At 49.0% G+C, this 20447-nt stretch carries 18 protein-coding genes; 11 read left to right on the top strand and 7 right to left on the bottom strand.

The genetic code is table 11. The annotated features are described in order from the left end of the window. Nucleotides 1-114: 114 nt before the first annotated feature. On the bottom strand, nt 115-1050 hold the full coding sequence (locus ACFSUS_RS23695) for a Kelch repeat-containing protein (RefSeq protein ID WP_381526509.1): 936 nt from the start codon (nt 1048-1050) through the stop codon (nt 115-117). A gap of 257 nt (nt 1051-1307) precedes the next feature. Between ACFSUS_RS23695 and ACFSUS_RS23690 the strand changes: the two genes are divergently transcribed. Beyond that, a complete protein-coding gene (locus ACFSUS_RS23690) occupies nt 1308-2978 on the top strand; it encodes a catalase (RefSeq protein WP_381526507.1) in 1671 nt (556 codons plus the stop codon). 145 nt (nt 2979-3123) lie between these two features. Here the strand turns inward: ACFSUS_RS23690 and ACFSUS_RS23685 are convergent, their stop codons facing one another. Together ACFSUS_RS23685 and ACFSUS_RS23680 are read right to left on the bottom strand one after the other, a co-directional pair. Further along, a complete protein-coding gene (locus ACFSUS_RS23685) occupies nt 3124-3705 on the bottom strand; it encodes a Uma2 family endonuclease (protein WP_381526505.1) in 582 nt (193 codons plus the stop codon). 75 nt (nt 3706-3780) lie between these two features. Continuing rightward, nucleotides 3781-4245 carry an Lrp/AsnC family transcriptional regulator gene (locus tag ACFSUS_RS23680; protein WP_381526504.1) on the bottom strand — a complete coding sequence of 155 codons (465 nt, stop codon included), beginning with the start codon at nt 4243-4245 and terminating at the stop codon, nt 3781-3783. 173 nt (nt 4246-4418) lie between these two features. On the opposite strand from ACFSUS_RS23680, the gene ald reads away from it, so the two are divergent. The 7 genes from ald to glmM all read left to right on the top strand — a co-directional run bounded on the left by ald (nt 4419) and on the right by glmM (nt 13203). Continuing rightward, the gene (gene ald / locus ACFSUS_RS23675) at nt 4419-5552 is read left to right on the top strand and encodes an alanine dehydrogenase (RefSeq protein WP_381526502.1); all 1134 of its coding nucleotides are present in this window, start codon (nt 4419-4421) and stop codon (nt 5550-5552) included. A 562-nt stretch (nt 5553-6114) separates the two neighbouring features. Continuing rightward, nucleotides 6115-6603 (top strand): DUF6508 domain-containing protein, encoded by a 489-nt coding sequence (locus ACFSUS_RS23670; protein WP_381526501.1) that lies wholly within the window; start codon nt 6115-6117, stop codon nt 6601-6603. A 198-nt stretch (nt 6604-6801) separates the two neighbouring features. Next, entirely contained in the window at nt 6802-7104 is a 303-nt protein-coding gene (locus ACFSUS_RS23665) for a DUF1330 domain-containing protein (RefSeq protein WP_381526500.1), read from the top strand. A gap of 278 nt (nt 7105-7382) precedes the next feature. Next, complete coding sequence (locus ACFSUS_RS23660; protein ID WP_381526498.1) at nt 7383-9833, top strand: sialate O-acetylesterase; 2451 nt, start codon at nt 7383-7385, stop codon at nt 9831-9833. A 130-nt stretch (nt 9834-9963) separates the two neighbouring features. Beyond that, nucleotides 9964-10698 (top strand): peptidase, encoded by a 735-nt coding sequence (locus ACFSUS_RS23655; protein ID WP_381526496.1) that lies wholly within the window; start codon nt 9964-9966, stop codon nt 10696-10698. An 82-nt stretch (nt 10699-10780) separates the two neighbouring features. After that, nucleotides 10781-11611, top strand: coding sequence for a transglutaminase family protein (locus ACFSUS_RS23650; protein ID WP_381526494.1), 831 nt, complete (start codon nt 10781-10783; stop codon nt 11609-11611). A gap of 179 nt (nt 11612-11790) precedes the next feature. Further along, nucleotides 11791-13203 carry a phosphoglucosamine mutase gene (glmM, locus tag ACFSUS_RS23645; RefSeq protein WP_381526492.1) on the top strand — a complete coding sequence of 471 codons (1413 nt, stop codon included), beginning with the start codon at nt 11791-11793 and terminating at the stop codon, nt 13201-13203. 78 nt (nt 13204-13281) lie between these two features. Here glmM and ACFSUS_RS23640 read toward each other — a convergent pair whose 3' ends face one another. The 3 genes from ACFSUS_RS23640 to ACFSUS_RS23630 form a co-directional block, all read right to left on the bottom strand. Continuing rightward, nucleotides 13282-14184 carry a DUF2382 domain-containing protein gene (locus ACFSUS_RS23640; protein ID WP_381526491.1) on the bottom strand — a complete coding sequence of 301 codons (903 nt, stop codon included), beginning with the start codon at nt 14182-14184 and terminating at the stop codon, nt 13282-13284. A 31-nt stretch (nt 14185-14215) separates the two neighbouring features. Then, the gene (locus ACFSUS_RS23635; RefSeq protein ID WP_381526489.1) at nt 14216-14674 is read right to left on the bottom strand and encodes a YsnF/AvaK domain-containing protein; all 459 of its coding nucleotides are present in this window, start codon (nt 14672-14674) and stop codon (nt 14216-14218) included. Nucleotides 14675-15101: 427 nt separating this feature from the next. After that, the gene (locus ACFSUS_RS23630; RefSeq protein WP_381526487.1) at nt 15102-15434 is read right to left on the bottom strand and encodes a hypothetical protein; all 333 of its coding nucleotides are present in this window, start codon (nt 15432-15434) and stop codon (nt 15102-15104) included. A 643-nt stretch (nt 15435-16077) separates the two neighbouring features. Here ACFSUS_RS23630 and ACFSUS_RS23625 point away from each other — a divergent pair. Further along, a complete protein-coding gene (locus tag ACFSUS_RS23625; protein ID WP_381526485.1) occupies nt 16078-16404 on the top strand; it encodes a hypothetical protein in 327 nt (108 codons plus the stop codon). Nucleotides 16405-16715: 311 nt separating this feature from the next. After that, the gene (locus tag ACFSUS_RS23620) at nt 16716-17270 is read left to right on the top strand and encodes a DinB family protein (protein ID WP_381526483.1); all 555 of its coding nucleotides are present in this window, start codon (nt 16716-16718) and stop codon (nt 17268-17270) included. Between the two features lie 111 nt (nt 17271-17381). Here ACFSUS_RS23620 and guaA read toward each other — a convergent pair whose 3' ends face one another. After that, nucleotides 17382-18914 carry a glutamine-hydrolyzing GMP synthase gene (gene guaA / locus ACFSUS_RS23615; protein ID WP_381526481.1) on the bottom strand — a complete coding sequence of 511 codons (1533 nt, stop codon included), beginning with the start codon at nt 18912-18914 and terminating at the stop codon, nt 17382-17384. Nucleotides 18915-19305: 391 nt separating this feature from the next. Here guaA and ACFSUS_RS23610 point away from each other — a divergent pair, with 391 nt between their 5' ends. After that, nucleotides 19306-20442: an efflux RND transporter periplasmic adaptor subunit gene (locus ACFSUS_RS23610; RefSeq protein ID WP_381526479.1), complete on the top strand. Its 1137-nt coding sequence runs from the start codon at nt 19306-19308 to the stop codon at nt 20440-20442. Nucleotides 20443-20447: the final 5 nt, after the last annotated feature.

Here is a 20447-nt window from a genome sequence, read left to right as displayed (position 1 = left end):
ACAGAGCGGGACCTGAATCGGACCATGGGTCGTACCTAGCCACCGCGATAGGGAAGCCCGCTCTGATGTTTTTAGAAAGCTAGCTAATTCTTAGATTCTTACCATGCCACAAACCTAAAGGCCACCGTGGTTGGCTGAACCCGCTACAATGTAAATCTTTCCATCGTACACCACTGCCTGCGTACCATGACGCCCCTGATTCATTCTTGGCCCGGCTGTCCAGCGGTTGGTTTTGGGATCGAGTGCTTCGGCTTCGTTATGCGACAGTTGCTGCACCGTTTCGCCACCCATGATCCAGACTTTACCGCCCTGCGTAACGGCCGTTGCTCCTGCTCGCTGCGTTGGAATGTTAGATTCAGCGGGCAAGGTGGTCCAGCGGCCCGTTTTAAAATCATAGACGTCGACCTCAGCAATAGTCGTCTCCAGCACTTTGTTGATGCGGGCCGTTGAGTTTCGTCCGCCCGCCAGGTATAACTTGTCGTTTACGACGGCCGCACTAATATGATCGCGCGTACGGGGTGCGTCGGGCAAACGTTTCCAGGTGTTTGTTTCGGGGTCGTATTCGTCTAACCACGCCACATGACCATCGTAATGCCCATCAATGATCCCGCAAGCCATGTATATTTTGTTGTTGTACACGACAACGCCAGCCGACCCCCGCAGCCGCTCTTTTGGAATCTCAGGGCCAACCCGCCAGGCACCTTGTTTTGGGCTGTAGATGTATATATTCGGAATTGGCGTTTCGTGCGGGTATTTCCCTTGAAAAGCGCCCATCACATAAATCTCCCCATTGTAACTGATGGCTTGAAAGTGGTTCATCTCAACGGGTGGCGTAGGTAGGGTCCGCCAAACCAATGTTTTAAGATTAAGTGCTTCCAGCGGCTTCATACCCCGTCCGCCAATGGCATAGAGGCTATCACCCACGAGCGCAGCTGCATTTTCGTGCCGGGTTGAGCAGGAGTTTTGGGTAGCAACGGGTTGCCAGGACTGAGCCTGGACGCTAAGTCTGCAGCCAATCAGACCCAGGCCACAGAGCAAATTTAGATTCATAAGTAGCGATTGAGAGATGTAAGCAAGGCTTCGCCTGGTTGAGCAAAGAATTAATTAGTTAGGCTCGATTACTCAGAAAGGCACTTTATTGGATGCTCCTACTCTATATACTCGTTACGTGCAGCCTGTACGTATTCTTTTCAATATTCAATACGTATGACACAGTCGATGTATCATAGAAAAAATTTATGACAGGAGATATAAACCATTTCTCATTCGACCTGTTAAACTTATTCCCGACTATAACTATAGAATTTATGGCAACGAACAACAATGGCAATGGCCAGAACGGGAATCAGCCCACGCCTTCGCCAGAATTTGGCGCGACTGGCCTCCAACCACAGGATCAGCCGACCGACCAGACGCTGACCACCCGGCAAGGCCACCCGCTCTACAACAACCAGAACGTCCGCACTGTGGGCAATCGGGGGCCGACCACGCTCGAAAATTACCCTTTCCTCGAAAAAATCAGTCATTTCGATCGCGAGCGCATTCCTGAACGCGTTGTGCACGCGCGGGGTGCTGGTGCCCATGGTGTATTTGAAGCATACGGTACGGTTGGCGATGAGCCGGTCTCGAAGTACACACGAGCGAAATTGTTTCAGGAGAAGGGGAAGCAGACACCAGTTTTTGTACGTTTCTCTTCCGTTATCCACGGTGGTCACTCACCAGAAACGCTTCGCGACCCGCGCGGTTTTGCGGTGAAGTTCTATACCGAAGATGGCAACTGGGACCTGGTCGGCAACAACTTGAAAGTGTTCTTCATCCGCGACGCGATGAAGTTTCCTGATCTGGTACACGCTTTTAAACCAGACCCTTTAACGAACCGGCAGGATGGCGAGCGTATTTTTGATTTTATCAGCAATACGCCCGATGCTATGCACATGATTACGTTCCTGTTTTCGCCCTGGGGTATTCCGGCTAATTACCGCATGATGCAGGGGTCCGGCGTAAACACCTACAAATGGTATAACGACAAGGGCGAAGGCGTTCTGGTGAAGTACCACTGGGAGCCGCTTCAAGGTATCAAGAACCTAACGCAGGAGCAGGCCGAACAGATTCAGGCGAAAAATTTTAACCACGCTACGCAGGATCTGTACGAGGCCATCGAAGCCGGTAACTTCCCCCAGTGGGAGCTGCTGGTGCAGATCATGAGCGACGATGAGCATCCTGAACTGGATTTTGATCCGCTCGACGATACCAAACTGTGGCCAACTGACAAGTTCCCCTGGTTACCCGTCGGCAAGATGACGCTGAACAAAAACCCGGAGAACTATTTCCATGAAGTCGAGCAAGTAGCCTTCGGTACGGGCGTGCTGGTGGATGGCCTGGACTTTTCGGATGATAAAATGTTGCAGGGTCGGACGTTCTCGTACTCGGATACGCAACGGTATCGCGTAGGAACCAACTATCTGCAATTGCCCATCAACGCGCCGAAAAAGCACGTAGCGACAAACCAGCGCGACGGTCAGATGCAGTACCGCGTTGATACGGCACCAGGTCAGAACCCGCATGTCAACTACGAACCATCATCAATGAATGGCTTAAAGCAAGCGCCATCACCCGGCCCTGATCACACACCGTATGTAGCAGGTAACCTAATTCGCCAACCCATCGACCGGACCAATAACTTCGGCCAGGCGGGCGAACGCTACCGGATGTTTGAAGACTGGGAGCGCGATGACCTGATTAACAACCTGGTCAATACGCTGAAACCGGTTAAAAAGCACATTCAGGACAAAATGATTGAGTTGTTCACCCAGTGTGACGAAGACTACGGTCGGCGCGTACGAGAAGGACTACAACAGGCAGCCAGCCATGGTGAGCCCGTTGGCAATGCTCCACACGGTGAGCCGCAGGGCGTAACAGGCACGCACGAGGCTGTAAAAAAAGCCGAACAAGAGTCGCACGAAGCACAGCCTTATTAATAGCTGTAAGGCAGGTGGAAACCCGTCATTATCAGCTGTCAATAGCGGGTTTCCACCCGCGCTACAATAAGCAAAAATCCCCGCACTAATCAGTACGGGGATTTTTGCTTGTCAGCCTGATTCGGAATCACCATAGGCTCTCAGGCTACACTTCTAAAATATCGGCTAACACTGTCTCAAATCCCACTAACACGTCTTCACCCAATAGCTTTTCAGAAAACGCTTTTGTTTCAACGGCTTGCTGGGGGCGATAAACGTACGTTTGTTGCTCCTTAACTGACACCAGCCATGCTAGTCTCACCCCATTGGCAAGCCACTTTTCCATCTTGACTTTCAGCTCATTGATGTTATCACTATCTGACTCCAGTTCCAAAACAAAGTCAGGAGCCAGATGCGGAAACGAATGTTTTTCTTCTTTGCTTAGCGCATCCCAGCGTTCGCGACGAATCCAGGCCACATCCGGCGCTTTCATCGACTTGTCGCGCAGAAAGAAGCCGCCGTTCGAGTCAATGACTTTACCAGCTTTGACTTTGCGATTCCAGATAACAAACTCGCCGTTCAGTTCACTATTGTTGGAACTAGTCAGAAGGTGGGTGGGTGACATATCAATAAACAGCGTACCGTTTTCATCGCGTTCAATGTTTAAGTCAGGATTAGCCAGACAGAAACGAACTAACTCCTGATCACTCAAGCGGTCAAGTTGCGGTATGTGCAAGGGAAGTTGCATAGCATAAATGCTCTTTATACAGTAAACAAAGCTAACGAAAAATTAGTCGCCACTACTGACACTACCCATAACCCGTTAGCCAACAGGTACCGCCGTTGTATTTTTCACTTCAGCCATGACAAAAAAGCTACTGATGTGTAACGCTCCCGGCAGAACTGATAGCTGCTCCTGATAAAACCGGTTATACGTTTCCATATCCCGGCTTACGATCTTCAACAGATAATCGAAAGTTCCTGACACACGATTACACTCCAGCACTTCGGGCAGTTCTCGAACAGCCGCGTCGAAGCCAACGAACGCATCGCGGGTTTGTTTGTCGAGCGTCACCTGGCAATACACCATCAGCAGATTACCGAGTTTTTTCTTATTGACAATAGCTACGTAACGTTCGATAACACCTTCGCGGTGCAGTCGCTTCATCCGCTCATGAACGGCCGTTTTGGATAGATTAATCAACTGACCAATTTCTTGAATCGTTAGATGAGCATTACCCTGTAATAGAGTTATGATCTTGCGGTCTGTCGGGTCTAAAACGTCCATTACGGAATTTTTACGTCAGCACTAAAGATGTGCGAGATTTTATAGAATATTATTCTACTAACTAAGCTATAACTAAGCGTATTTCCTAAAAAATGGGTATGTCATAGAAAACATGCACCACCAAATTACCTTTGTATTATCAAATCGAACCGTATTAAGCGCTTCCTCACGTCATGGTTATTGGTGTTCCTAAAGAGATAAAAAATAACGAAAACCGCGTTGCCTTAACACCGGCTGGTGTTACCGAACTTCGCAAGTATGGCCACACTGTATATGTACAGGTTAATGCTGGCGAGGGGAGCGGTTTTGAAGACGAAGAATACATTGCAGCCGGTGCCATCATGCTGCCCACCATCGAAGACGTTTACGCGATTGCAGAGATGATCATGAAGGTGAAAGAGCCGATTGCCGCCGAGTACGATCTGATCAAGGAAGACCAATTACTATTTACGTATTTCCACTTTGCCTCATCCGAAGAGTTAACCAGAGCCATGCTCGCCAAAGGTGCGGTTTGTCTGGCCTACGAAACGGTTGAGCGGCCTGACCGCAGCCTGCCGTTGTTGGTTCCGATGTCGGAAGTAGCTGGCCGGATGGCGATTCAGGAAGGGGCTAAATATCTCGAAAAACCACTGAAGGGCCGCGGGATCTTGCTCGGTGGCGTACCGGGTGTTAAACCTGCCAACGTGCTCGTATTGGGTGGTGGTATCGTTGGTACGCAAGCCGCTAAAATGGCTGCGGGTCTGGGAGCTCACGTGACCATCATGGACGTTAGCCTGCCACGTCTGCGTTACCTGTCAGATATTATGCCGCCAAACGTGCAGACTATGATGTCGAACGAATACAACATTCGGGAGATGATTAAAGTCTGTGACCTTATCGTTGGCGCGGTCTTGATTCCGGGTGCCAAAGCACCACATTTGATCACCCGTGATATGCTGAAGCTGATGCGGGCGGGAACTGTGCTCGTTGATGTAGCGGTTGACCAGGGTGGTTGCATTGAAACCTGTAGCCCAACTACCCACGAGAACCCGACGTTCATTATTGACGATGTAGTTCACTATTGCGTAGCCAACATGCCGGGTGCCGTGCCTTATACGAGTACGCTGGCCCTGACCAATGCTACCCTCCCCTACGCGCTGCAACTGGCCAACAAAGGCTGGCAGCAAGCCTGCCGCGACAACATGGACCTGCAACTGGGTCTGAACGTAGTGGACGGCAAAGTGGTTTACAAAGGCGTTGCCGACGCGTTTGATCTACCGCTGACGGCAGTAAGTGAGGTATTGAAAGAAGAAGCCTTAGCTGAGTAATCTCAGCGTAAGATATTACTAGTTCATCGACAGACGCAGGCCGTATCCTTTTGGGTGCGGCCTTTTTTGGGCTGGTGTTATATTTTGAGCTCACCAAGGCAGGTAAGCTGAGCCCTCATCTAATCCGGTTATCGCTCTGTACTTACTCCTTCTACATCTTTTCTACCCTACTACCATACAGTTAATTTACTTCTAAGTGTACTTCTATTACATTGTGTAGCCTATCACGAATACGTATCCTTGTAATTGTATGCGTCACTTGTGAGCCAGGCACTCAAATGGGACATAATAAACTTGTGCGCTTACTATTAACAGTATGATAATCAACCACTCAATATTAAGTGGTTTTTACGTACAATAACGTGTTGGGTGAACCAAACAAGCAGTGCTTCCTTTTTGGGCTTCCGGTCAATAGGTTGCAGGCCGCAGAGGTGAAATGTAGGCTTCCATTTCCGGGTTTCGTGCGACCAGTTAAACGCCCTGCAGCTGGGTTTAAATAAATTAGGCGAGCTTTGGCCGCTAAAATACTTGCGCGAGCAGGACAAATGTAGACGTTGACTTTATGATAGAACTTGAACAATTGGCTGAGCACTTAAAAAGCATCAAGCCGAACGACTGGAATAAGCTGTTCGGGTTAATACCTGAAATTGAATCAACCGAAAAATTCGGTGAGGTCAGGGGCGGGAATAAACTTCCTGACGGCTCTATGACAATGCCTTACTGGAGTTCAGGCGAAATAGTAGATAAGTTTTTTTACGCAGTAAATGATTTGGATATAGTACCCATCTATAATTGGATTTCCTGGAAAGCGGGGAAGAGTTTGCTCGATAACAAAAACACTGATTATGCAACTTTAGACATTGAAACGCTTTGCAGACTTCTCACAATCATTATTCGAGCTGATAGATTTAGTGACGGATATTTAGTTGGCATGTTTGAAAATGGCGTAATGCTTAGTATCATCAAAGCGATGAAGCTGAACAGAGAACAGGCCTTTCTGTTTCAAGAACAGCGTTGGTCGGGTCGCGGGCGACAAGATGCTCGTCAGTAAGTAAAGCAAACAGCCCAACCTGGCAGGTGTGTAAAGGTCGCAGGTGCGGTAGTTTGTTTTAACCCGTGCGCTTACCATCACCCCCTGTTGGGTGCTTACAGAGAAGTTGCAGCCTAATAGGGCTACGTGCAACGACGGAAAAGCTTCTTTTAGCAAAAAAACACTACAGCTAAGTAGAAACCATACAGATCTGGTCAAATGATTTACCTAACTCAGTTAATCTACATAAAAGAAGGGCAGGAAGATGTTTTCCATCAGTTTGAGGCTATTGCTATCCCGCTGATTGAGAAATATAATGGGCAACTTTTGCTTCGCATACGTCCAAGTGATGACTCCTACATTGAACATCATATTGACCAACCTTACGAAGTGCACGTTGTGAAGTTTGAAACTGAGCAGGATTTCCACGCCTTTCAATATGATGAGAGCCGTAAACAGTTTTTGCACTTAAAGGAGCAATCTGTTAAAACGTCCATACTGATTCAAGGTATGAAACTTTAGCACAAGGGGTAGAACCCAGCCAAACGACGTGTAGACTCTTCAAGAAGCGTTGTCTTTCGTCTAAACTTTATCTTAATTAATCGGAAACTAATCGATTAAAATACATATAATTTTTCCTATTTTAATAAACATTTAAGATCTAATAACGTATCTTGGTCGCATGAAGTCTGCTTTATATGGCAACTTCATCTGCTTTATCCAAGATGATTTTACAATTACGATCTCTACTTGCTTTATGTCTAACACTAGCGGTTTGTTTTATTTCCCCTAGGTTAGCCATGGCTCAACTCGACATTACGTATCCGGTCAACCGGATGGTGATACAGCGGGATAATAACAACCAGGCAACAGTACAAATCGCCGGTAGCTATGCTCAGGTACTCGATACCATCCAGGCTCGTGTGATTGCCCGTGCAACAGGTCAGGGCACATCTACCAACTGGGCAAATTTGCAGGTTAATCCTACCAATGGCCAGTTTAACGGTACGATGACCGTGCGTGGCGGTTGGTATAAGATTCTGGTACAGGGCAAACGGAATGGTAGAGTGGTGGCTACGGATAGCGTTGACCGGTTTGGTGTTGGCGAGGTTTTCGGCATTGTAGGCCACTCCAATGCGCAGGGGTCGGGTTGTTACGTTGATGGTGTCGATAAATGCCCCACTATGGAAGGCGCTACCGACGATCGGGTAACGGTAGTAGCCTTAAACATGGATTCGCCTGAGTTTGCTCAGTACGACAACACTGCTGATACACGCTATTTGCCCGGACTGGCCTTTAGTCAGTTACTAACGTTTAGTGGTATTTCACCTTTCGCGCGGGTGGCCTGGTTCTGGGGCCGCATGGGCGATGTGCTCGTGCAGCGGATTAATGTACCGGTACTCATTTACAATGCGGGCTTCGGGGGTACCAACATGGAGCAAAACTACAAGGCCGCCTACGACATTCCGTTCGACCACGGCTTTGTGAAATACTCCATACGCATGCCTTATGTGAACCTGCGTAACCTGATGAACTTATACGTGCCGTCGACCGGTATTCGGGCCATTCTGCTTAACCACGGCGAAAACGATCGGGGAAATCCAACGGACCAAATTCTGATGCACCATTATGGTGTTATCGATAAGTCGCGTCAGGAGTTTAACAAACCCGATCTGGCCTGGATTGTCGCTTTTTCGTCGTTCGTTGGTGCCCCGTTCGACAATGTACGCTCGGCTCAGTATCAAGTCATTAATCGGGCCAATTACCGGACCTTTCAAGGGCCAGACCTCGACGTTGTTACGTCTAAAGAGGAACGGCCGGATGGTATTCACTACTCGCCATCAGGTCAGCGTAGAGTTGGCGAGTTATGGGCGAACGCCATTACCGACAATATTTTGCAAACCGCCCAGTTTTACCCTGCTCAGCAGCAACCGTTGGCGAGTGTAGCCTGCGCAAATGGCAATCAACTCTTGCTTACTCAACCTGATAATTACGAATATACCTGGACAACGGGCGCTACCAGCCAGACATTAGCAACGGGGGCAGGTACTTATTCGGCCCGATTACGTAACGCTCAGAAACAAGTTTATTTTCCACCAGCAGTAACCATACCCAATACCGTTCGGCCAGCAGCGCCCACAATTACCGCCAACGGTGCGTTTGAGATCTGCAGAAGCACGGGCGTAACGCTCACTTCTAATTATGCCGGCCCAAACCTTTGGAGCACCGGAGCTACGTCATCGACAATTACGGCGACAACTCCGGGAAGCTACACGCTGCAGGCAAAGAATGCAGTGTATGGGTGCTTGTCGGATGCCGTTACCAAAACGATTACTATGGCCGGAGCCGACCTGAGTTTATCCCTTCGGGTGAGCCGCCGAACGCCCGTTGTGGGCGATACCGTTACGTTTACCATGACGGTGCGTAACGAAAGTGGTTGCGACGCTGGCAGTACAACCATGCAGAACCGGTTGCCCAGTAACCTGACGTTTGTATCATCGGCGGATGGATTGACCGTTGCTAATGGCATCGTACAGGGTACCATCTCCTCAGTACCAGCCGGTGGGTCTGTCAGTCGTCGGTACGTAGCTCGCTTAACGGCAGCGGGCACGTTCCTGAATGCGGCTGAACTATCGGCCCAAACGAATCAGGACCCCGACAGCCAACCGAATTCAGGTACCGGCGATGGCGAAGATGATGAAGCAGGAATTGACTTACGGACAAAGGCAACTGGTTCTACCAGCGGAACTGGCTCAGCTAGTTCAACAGCTGTATACGCATCTCCCAACCCCAACCAGAAACCGCTGCCGGACGTCCAGTCTAATCAGCCCAAACCGGATTCTGCCAAAGCTGACTTAAGCCTGTCTCTACAAGTGAGCAGCCGGTACGTAAAGGTAGGCCAACCTGTTACATTCACGCTTACTGTGTACAATCGGGGTGGACAGGCAGCTACAAACATCACCGTGCGCAACGACCTACCAGCCTCTATGCAGTTCGACAGCTCTTCGACGGGCATGACCGCTACTGGCAGAGCCGTTAGCGGTACAATTGCCCAATTAGGAGTGGGCCAGTCAGCCACTCTTATCTTCAGGGCAAAGGCAACCAGCACGACCGGTTCATTCCAGAATGTAGCCGAAATCACGACCGCTACGCCGGCCGATTCAGATTCTACCCCCAACAATACTATCGCTAGTGACACGAGTAAAGGCGAAGACGACGAAGCCCGTGTCGACTTACGGGTCAGCAACTAACCCAGCTACCAGCGGCCTCGTTGGATAAGTAGAATTCGCCTTTTTTGAGAAAACAGCGTATTATATCGAACATAAATTAGGGCAACCTGTATATTTGTTGGGTATACAATCTGCTTTCCCACTGTACATAATGACGTATTGTTTAGGAATTAAGGTCGCATCGGGGTTAATTGCTATCGCCGATACGCGACTTACCTCGGGCACCGAAGTGTCGTCGAATCGTAAGATTTCCGTTCACGAAGTTGAAAATCACTCTCTATTTATCATGACATCGGGCTTGCGTTCAGTGCGCGATAAAGCCATTACGTATTTTAAGGAAGTGCTTGTCGAACAGGATCGCTCGTTCAATAAACTGTATAAAGCCGTTAATGCATTTGGGGAGCAGGTAAAACGAGTAGCGAAAGAAGACAGAGAGTCCATTACAGCCAATGGATTGAGTTTCAATCTAAACGCCATCGTTGGTGGACAATTAGAAGACGACGACGAGCATAAATTGTTTTTACTCTATCCTGAGGGCAACTGGGTTGAAGTTGACAAGGGAGCCCCCTTCAAAATAATCGGCAATTCGGGCTACGGCAAACCCTTGCTGTTCCGCAACCTGTCGTATGAAACCAGCCTTCAGGAAGCGCTCAAAATTGGCTTCCTAGGCTTCGACGCTACGCGCGTTAGCGCTAATGACGTCGACTATCCGTTGGATGTGGTTGTGTACCCAAAAGATAGTTTCCATATGACCGAGTACCGGCTCGAAAAAGAGGATATGGATGAAGTATCACACCAGTGGAGCGCCCTGTTGAGCAATTCGGTCAGGAAATTACCTACCTACTGGATGGACCCTATTTTCGACAAAGTACGTTCTGTTAAGTAATCGGTGAGAGGTGCCTACGTGCGCCATAAACAGTAGCACGTTACTTCGTTCTTCTGCTCTCACAATACTTACTCCACTCCTTATGCATCTTCACGTTCGGCACGAATCCGAATACACATACGACATACCGGTGGCACTTGGTCCGCAAACGCTGTATCTGTATCCAAGAGCTTATCCGTATCAACGCCTGTTAGACTACCAGCTAGCGATTGAGCCAGAGCCATCGCGTATCGTGCGTAACATTGATGTGGAAGGCAACGTCCAGCAATTAGTTTACTTCAACCACCCCACAAAACACTTACGGGTAATAGCGGAGATGACGTTGCAGTCTGACGAGTTCAATTCGTTTGACTTTGTCTTGTTTCCGTTCGAAACGCAGCAGGTTCCCTTTCGTTACCCAAAATCTATTGAAGATCTGTTACAACCTTACCTGCAACGGGTTGGTTTATCAGAACGTATTGAAAGCTGGGCTAAACAACTGGCGGCTGGAGCCGGTTGGCAAACAACCAGCTTTCTGATGGCCCTTAATCAGGCGATCCGGCAGTTTACGTATGAAATCAGAGAACACGGCGCTCCTTTTCCGCCCGAGCAAACCCTAGTGCTACGCAAAGGGTCATGCCGCGACTATACTACGCTGTTCATTGCGGCCTGCCGGAGTTTGGGCATTGCTGCCCGGTTTGTGAGTGGCTATCTGTTTGGTAATCCGCAGCAAGAACACCAGCTCCACGCGTGGGCTGAAGTGTACTTACCCGGTGCAGGATGGCGGGGATTTGACCCGACCGAAGGGTCAATTGTGGTAAACCGTCATATTTTTCTGACATCTACAGCCAAGCCCGAATTGGCGGCTCCCATCAGCGGTACGTTCAGTGGCCAGGCTAATTCGACCCTCCGTTCAGAGCTAGTGTTTGTCTGAACAGGGCGCAGTAACTAGGGCGAGAGGGAACGTTGATATTGAGTCTTATCAGAGCTTATGGAGGGTTTTCCCTTTTGACCTTTCTCTAAAAACTTTGCTTTCTTCCACATAGTCCCCTTGCCCCTCGCCCCCTGCCCCGTATCTTTGTAAACAATACTAGCTTTTACCTGACCCATCACGTGGCATTAATTAAGTCTATTTCCGGGATTCGAGGAACGATTGGGGGGCGCAGCGGAGACGGACTGACACCCCTGGATGTGGTAAAATTTACAGCGGCTTTCGGGCAGTGGCTTCGACAACGTAACCCCAAGCAACAAACTGTGGTTATTGGGCGCGATGGGCGGCTATCGGGCGAAATGGTCTCGAAGTTAGTAGCAGCCACACTACAGGGCCTGGGACTTTCGGTCATTGATTTAGGTCTTTCTACAACACCCACGGTCGAGCTGGCGGTACCCGGCGAAGAAGCCGCTGGCGGTATTATCCTTACTGCTAGTCATAACCCTATTCAATGGAATGCCCTTAAGCTTCTCAATGAAGCTGGTGAGTTTATCTCCGGGCAGGATGGTGCCGAAGTACTGGCTATTGCCGAAGCGGAATCGTTTGACTTTGCGGAGGTTCGTAAACTCGGTAAATACCGTACCGACACGACCTGGCTGCAAAAGCACATCGACCAAATTCTGGCGCTGCCGCTGGTTGATCGACAAGCCATTGCCGGGCGAAATTTCCGGGTCGTTGTCGATGCCGTTAATTCAACGGGTGGTCTGGCCGTACCCATGCTTCTTGAAGCACTGGGCGTTGAACAGATAACCAAACTACACTGTGAACCAACGGGCAATTTTGCGCATAACCCTGAGCCGCTTCCCGAAAACCTACGCGACATTATCAAGGAGATTGAGAAAGGCAACTCCGACCTTGGTATTGTTGTCGACCCCGACGTAGACCGGCTGGCGTTGATTTGCGAAGATGGTTCTCCTTTTGGTGAAGAGTACACGCTCGTGGCCGTCGCCGATTACGTTCTCAAAAACGAACAGGCCAATACCAGTCAGGTGAACAATACGGTGTCGAACATGTCAAGTACGGTAGCTCTGCGTGATGTGACTAAACGATATGGCGGCCAGCATTTTGCATCGGCCGTTGGCGAAGTCAATGTAGTTGACATGATGAAGCAGCAGCAAGCCATTATCGGTGGCGAGGGTAACGGAGGCATTATTTATCCAGAGCTACACTATGGCCGCGATGCACTGGTGGGTATTGCGTTGTTCTTAAGCCATTTGGCTAAGTTCGGTAAGTCGGCGTCTATGCTCCGTCGGACGTACCCAAATTACTATATCTCCAAAAATAAGATTGAATTAACCCCTGATATTGACGTTGATGCGGTTCTACAACGGATTCAGGCTAAATACGCCCGTAACCCTATTAATACCATCGACGGTGTCAAAATAGAGTTTGATAAGGAATGGGTTCACCTGCGTAAGTCGAACACGGAACCAATTATTCGCATTTATTCGGAGTCCGACACGCTGGCCACGGCTGATCACCTGGCAGGCAAGCTTATTAATGACATTCGGGAAGTAATTTCGGAGAAACGTTAAACGGATTGATCCGGTCTTCGCAAAAAAAGCCTGATCTCATTGCGAGATCAGGCTTTTTTTAAACACTTACGCTACCGCTTACCGATTCGTGTAGGTCGTGTTTGTATCATCCGCGTCGTAGTCTGTCCGGGTAGTCACTGATGGGTCAGTTGTGTTCAGATTCTCAACTTCAACATCGGTGTTACGTACGGTATCCCGTACAGTTTCGACACGCTCATTTACGTCTTTGCCAACCGAAATCTCTTCAACGACGTTGGCCGTCTTAGATACTACGGGTACTTCGGCGTGCTCGGTCACCTCAATCTGACCTTCCTGAAACGCATTCAGATCAGCAGCTGTGGCTGGCCGGTTAACGGGAGTCCGTTGAACACGTACGCGCTCTTCGCGAAGGCGTAAGCTTTCTTCCACAGGGCGCTCAATGATACGGCTACGCACCCGAACACCACCCCGCTCTACCTCACGCTTACCTACTTCGAGGTTTTCCTGAATGACTTTAATGGTTTGATCGTTGTCAGCAAGGCGGTCGGTTGTACCGGTGTAGCCAGTTGTGGTATCAGTCAGGCCGGTTGTGCCAGTATATCCCGTTGTGGTGTCCGCGTAGCCAGTAGTAGTGTACTGTGCGGCCCGCTCGTCGATATCAACGGCGCCATACTCGTCAAGCAAGTCAGCAGCCCGTTCGGCTTCGTCTGATGATTGAGCGTGAACAGTTACAATTGACCCCCGTTGAGCTACGCTCGTATACTTACGGGTGTTGTCATCGTCATCACCGCCAAAGAGCGATCTAAAGAAACCACCAATACCACTGTCGTTGTCATCATCACGATCAGCATAGGTTGTGCTTGTGCTGTCGCTGTAATCCGAAGTAGTTTGAGCTGACAAGTCAATGCTGTCGCGTGAGAATCCGTTACTGACCAGTTGGTCTACTGCCCGCTGCGCTTCTGCTGCGCTGTCAAATACGCCGATTACTGTTTGCTGTGCCATTGTTGTGGTTTGTTAGTTTGAATTGAACACTTTACAACTTACTACTGTCTTCTCCTGCACCCGAAGTACGTTCGATGTGTACTTCTTCTTTTCGAAGAGTTACTTCCTGAGAAGTATTTTCCTGTACGCGCTGTTTAATGATGTGTACTTCCTCCACGAGCAGGAGTCGTTTCTCAGTAACAATCACCTCACGCAACACAGGCACAATCGTTGTGTCGCCTTCGTAGCGAACGCCGGGTGGCGAATCAACATACTGGTTGACAGCCACTCGCTCAACGACGACTTCTTCACGAATAGTCGGAATGTCTACTACTTCGTACTCTTCGTTTACCCGTTTCTGAATACGAACCACTCCCGTTTCAACAACTCTCTTATCGACACGGATCTGCTCTTCTACAACGAGAATCGGATTGCTTAACTCCGTTCGTTGTGCTTCGGAGAGAGGCTCGTCCCGATCCGGCTGTTGTGACTCGTTGGCTTCGTAATTCATTGATTGTTTAATCTGTGAAAGGTATTTTTTGTTTAAAATATCTTATCTATATTTTTTGTAGATTTATATTGCTTTGTAATAAATCGACCGTTACTTAACTTGTAAAGTACTGATGATCAAACACGTGTACAGCTTATGCTGACGTTACAAATTACCAGGCACATAACTGATAATTATTAAAAAGTGACGACTAAGGTTTTTCCGATAGCAAACAGGCTGGCTCAGTGCTATACCCTATCTGCGCAATTGGGTAGCAACCCGTTATCACTGACTTGCCTTCCATTGGAGCCTAGTTAGCGAAACGGCGTAATCAGTAAGTGAAGCAGTTGTGTTCGTGGATACAACCAGGCTTGCTACGGCAGACCGTGCCGGGGGGTTCAATTTATAGATTCACAAAAAGGCTGATACAGGATAGCCTACTTGAGGGCTACGGTTTAAATACGGCATAAACCGGGTCCAGCCACTTGCAGTAGTCCAGAAAATCATACCGGACTTCAAATGAGTACAGCGTCATCTCCAAGTGGTCAATCTCCTCAACCGCAAAGAACTGCCATCGACACTGTCCATTTCCATCTTGAGGAACAACGTCCCGGCAGTAGCCCCACAACCCGAGGCATTGGGTATCGCATCGTAGCCCGGTCATAAACGGTTCAACCGTTCGCCAGACACCTCTATGCTTAATCTGAATCACACAACGGTTGTTGATGGCAAAAGCCAAAGCGCTGAGTTGATTAGGCTTTATATTCTCGCCGATAACCATGAAACCAAGTGGTAAAGTTTTACTACATACCCTGAACAAAATAGTCTACTCATTAGCCTAACCGTTTACTTATCTTAATGTTTAGCGGTCTTTACTGGGCGGACAAACTAAAAATAGCCCTCATTTAGTTTACCATCACTAGTAAAAAGTAGCTATTTACTCAATAAGCCCAAATGAAGCAGACTCCAAGCTAGGCGACCGAGCAGCAGATTGACGTCTCTGTAGCTACATAATACCTTAGGATCAGGTCTGATCTCTTATAGATACTTGTCTTTCAGAAGATACTGTATCCGATGAGCTTCTTAACAGCTTTGCGAAACAACTGCAGGAATAGCTCTTTTTTGAGGTGGCAGAATCAGCCTTGTTTTATGCTCTGTTTCAGCCGTAAAGTTCAAGGGAGCCCAGGACGTACGCTGCTAATGATATTGGAAAGTTATCTGATTCTACTCCGGTGCCTATGATCATGTAATGCTTAAAATTGACGTAGCTATCCAACAATATCGCTTTACTACACGTTATTATGTAGCCAGTTTTTAACTTTACGGTTAATTAACTATAGCCTAGTAATGATAACAGAAGCAGAAAAGGACCATCTAAGTAGGTGAAGTATCTGATTTTCTGCCGGACTTAATCAGTAAACGCTATGAAAACAAACGTGAAAGTGGTGGCCTTGGCGAGCTTGTTGCTCACCGCGTTGTGTACCGTCGACTCAACCCCGGTCGAAGCGCAAGTTCCGGCGCCTAGAAGGGTGATCGTTATTCCTCGGGTCTCAGAAACACGCCAAGTATGGGTTCCAGGTCACTACGTCCGCCGAGGACGAGACTACATCTGGGTAAACGGCTATTATCAGACAGCCCCCGTTGAATACGTTACTTATTCAAAACCAGCCCGCTACAAAACCTGGAATCCCGGTTATTGGCGCCAAACCAACCGTGGACGAGTTTGGGTTGAGGGATATTGGAGTTATTAAAAACTGGCCAAAAACGTCCTGAGTGATCACTCAGGACGTTTTTTTTGTACATCATTGCCTAAAGTTGACATTCATTGAGCAGATCGTCATTCGTTCAGGGCTACTAGAGCGGTCAGATATTATCGCGGATATTATCTATCGAAACCAGATCCCGCCATTTAGTAACGAATAACTACTAATGGTAGTAGGTGGTCCAGTTTAGCGGCACACAGAATTGGTCAGATCTGTCAGATAGCCTTTAATCAAAACACCTGCTTTATGTGAGATACGAATTGTCTATCTTAGCGGTTTAACCGTTAACCAACCCTACTATGCTTACAAAAACTACCCTTAATCTACTCATGGCAGCGGCCCTGCTGTTAGTTGGCTACCTTACGGCTCAGGCAGCCGAGAAGCCTTCAACCGTCACCGTCTCCCAGCTTGTTACGGAGTGGCAGCGCGCTAAAGAATACACCAAAGAATACCTGGACGCTATGCCTGAAGATGGAGTTAGCTTTAAGCCGACGGCCGAGATCCGTAGCTTTGCCGAGCAGATGCTACACCTGGCCAACGGCAATTTCAATTTTGCTTCAGCAGCGAGTGGTAAAACCAATCCGTACCAGGGAAAGAATCTTGAAAAGCTGGATGAGTTCAAGACGAAAGCAGCCCTAACAAAAGTTGTTCTGGAAAGCTACGACTTCACCATCGATGCGCTCAAGGGAATGACCGACGCCCAACTGGCCGAAAACGTAAAAGTGTTCAACCGGGACATGACCCGCGAAACGGCGTTCGCCAAGGAGTTTGAGCACCAGACGCACCACCGCGGACAAACCACAATCTACATTCGCATGAAGGGCATCAAACCCCCGAATGAAAAGCTGTTTTAATTGTAACGTAGCCTGGACCGCTGGTACCGCACCACTGGTCCAGGCTACGTTACACAACAAGAAAATGCCCGACATTACGTAATGTCGGGCATTTTCTTGTTGTATTTTCTCCTACTCCCACTCAATAGTAGCGGGTGGTTTCGACGAAATATCGTACACGACCCGGTTGACACCTTTCACGCGGTTGATGATCTCGTTTGATACGTTGGCCAGGAATTCGTAGGGCAAATGCGCCCAGTCAGCCGTCATGCCGTCGACGCTCGTTACGGCCCGGAGGGCAACTACTCGCTCGTAGGTGCGTTCGTCGCCCATAACCCCAACGGATTGTACGGGCAACAACATGGCCCCTGCCTGCCAGACTTTATCGTACAGTCCGTCGCGTTTCAGGCCGTCGATGAACAACGCATCGACCTGTTGCAGAATTTCTACTTTTTCGGGGGTGACATCGCCCAGAATCCGAATGGCTAAGCCTGGTCCGGGAAATGGGTGACGACCCAGGATGGCCTCGGGCAACCCAAGCGTGCGGCCTACCGCCCGTACTTCATCTTTGAACAACGTATTGAGCGGCTCAACGACTTTCAGTTTCATGAAGTCGGGTAAACCGCCTACGTTGTGGTGCGACTTGATGGTTGCCGAAGGGCCTTTTACGGACACTGACTCGATAACGTCGGGGTAGATGGTCCCCTGCCCCAGCCATGACACGCCTTCAATGAGGTGCGCTTCGTGATCAAAAACGTCGATAAAGGTTTTACCAATGGCTTTCCGTTTGGCTTCCGGATCACTGAGTCCAGCCAGCGCGGTGTAGAACTGAGCTTTAGCATCGACGCCTTTTACGTTCAGTCCCAACGTCTTGTACGATTCTAATACGCCCGAAAACTCGTCTTTGCGGAGCACGCCGTTATCAACGAAGATGCAGTACAGGTTTTTGCCGATTGCCTGGTGGATCAGCATGGCTGCCACCGACGAATCGACGCCACCCGACAGGCCGAGTACCACTTTGTCGTCGCCAAGCTTTTCTTTGAGCTGAGCGACGGTTGTTTCAACAAACGACTCCGCTGTCCAATTTTGTGAGCAGCCACAAATATCAACTACGAAATTATGGAGCAGCATTTTGCCCTGCAACGAGTGCGTCACCTCGGGGTGAAACTGAATACCATACGTTGGCTCTCCTTCTACCTCGAAAGCGGCCACGTGAACGGTATCCGTAGAGGCTATCACCTTAAAATTTTCGGGAACACTCGTGATGGTATCGGCGTGTGACATCCAAACCTGCGAATGCTGGTCAAGGCCGTGCAGCAATGGATTCTCTGTGTTTACGGTACCTAGTTTAGCCCGACCATACTCACGGATAGCCGACGGCTGCACCTCTCCTCCACTAGTGTGCGCCATTAACTGGGCACCGTAGCATACGCCCAGAAGCGGCATTCTGCGCCGAAAAGCGGCCAGATGTACAGTGGGTGCATCGGCATCACGAACCGACGACGGACTACCCGATAAGATAACGCCCTTTACGTTAGCAGTGATTTCGGGGATGTGATTGTACGGATGGATTTCGCAGTAAACGTTCAGTTCGCGCACCCGACGGGCGATAAGTTGGGTGTATTGCGAGCCGAAATCCAGAATCAGAATTTGTTCGGTGGCCATGGATGGGTCTCTAAAATGCAAAGTTAGGGCATTTTTCGATACAGTGAAGTCCGTATTCTTACTTCAATAGCTGCTGATCCCCTACTTCTGTAGCTGCTGACACGCTGCACCACCCAGCACTACTGGCATTAGTTTATGGATAGCGCCATCCGATTAACATGAGATCATGTTTGCTAAAATAACTTTTTCATCGTGTTTTCTCCCCACTTGAGATTAATTTGTACTATTCTAATTTACATACCTCCTATTGGCCCCATTCTAAGCAAATTCTAAGAATTTTCTAAGCTGATATTTAGATTGTATTTCGTATTTGCAGCGTAGTGAAAACGGTAATTCTCTGACAGTCACCGGATACGCGACGAGTTCTAACATTCCATACTCATTCCGTTCTATGAAGTATTACCCGGGCATAAACGTATTACTCATAAGCACTGTGTTAGCTGGCTGTACCGCTAAAAGCGAAGACAAGCAACAGGTCGAGACGCAGGCGCTTCCTGTTATTCAGCTAACCAACCAAAATACAACCCTCGACCACGATTACGCCAGTACGCTGGAAGCGGTGCAGAATGTAGAAATTCGTGCTCGGGTAGCTGGTTATCTGGATAAAATTCTGGTTGATGAAGGGCAGGCCGTTCGGAAAGGCCAGCTTTTGTTTCAGCTCAACGCAGCCGAATATCAGGTGGAAGTAGCCAAAGCCCAAGCCAGTCTGGAGAGTGCCACTGCCCAGGCCAAGTCGGCCGACGTAGAGTTAGGCCGGGTAAAACTACTGGTCGACAAGAACGTCATTTCACCGTCTGAACTTAAACTGGCCAAAGCCAAGCTCGATGCTGCCCACGCAGCCATCGACGAAGCCAAAGCGGCCAGGGCAAATGCCCAACTGCGGGTTTCGCTGGCTACGATTAAAGCCCCATTTGACGGCGTCATCAACCGGTTGCCCTTCAAGCGAGGCAGTTTGATTGAAGAAGGGGCTTTGCTGACCACCGTCTCCGACATTCGGGAAATGTACGCGTATTTTAATGTATCGGAGAAAGAATACTTAGCCTTTATCAAAAAAAGACGAGACCCCAATAAGCCCAATACTCGGGAAGTTGATCTGCTGCTGGCCGACGATTCGCACTATCCGCACGAAGGCAAGATCGAAACAACCGAAACCATTTTTGAAGGCAACTCCGGTACCATTGCTTTCCGCGCCCGCTTCCCAAACCCGGATCGATTACTTCGGCACGGCGCTACCGGCAAAATTCGCCTGACTACCGACGTGGCCGACGCCTTGCTGGTGCCGCAGAAAGCCGTATTCGAAGTACAGGATAAAAACTTTGTCTATGTAGTCGACGCCAATAACAAGGTAAAGACCCGCAGCTTCATTCCTAAAAGCCGGGTTGACCAATTCTACATTGTTCAGTCGGGACTTCGGCCGGGCGAACGCGTGGTCTACGAAGGCATTCAAAACATCAAAGATGGCATGACCATCGTGCCGAAACCACTGCCTGCGGATAGTCTACGGGCACTGTACGCGTCGGTCCAGTAATGTCA

This window comes from Spirosoma soli (assembly GCF_042684525.1).
Taxonomy (GTDB): domain Bacteria; phylum Bacteroidota; class Bacteroidia; order Cytophagales; family Spirosomataceae; genus Spirosoma; species Spirosoma soli.
The sequence above is the reverse complement of the archived record's forward strand: the minus strand, read 5'-3'. Positions and strand labels throughout refer to the sequence as shown.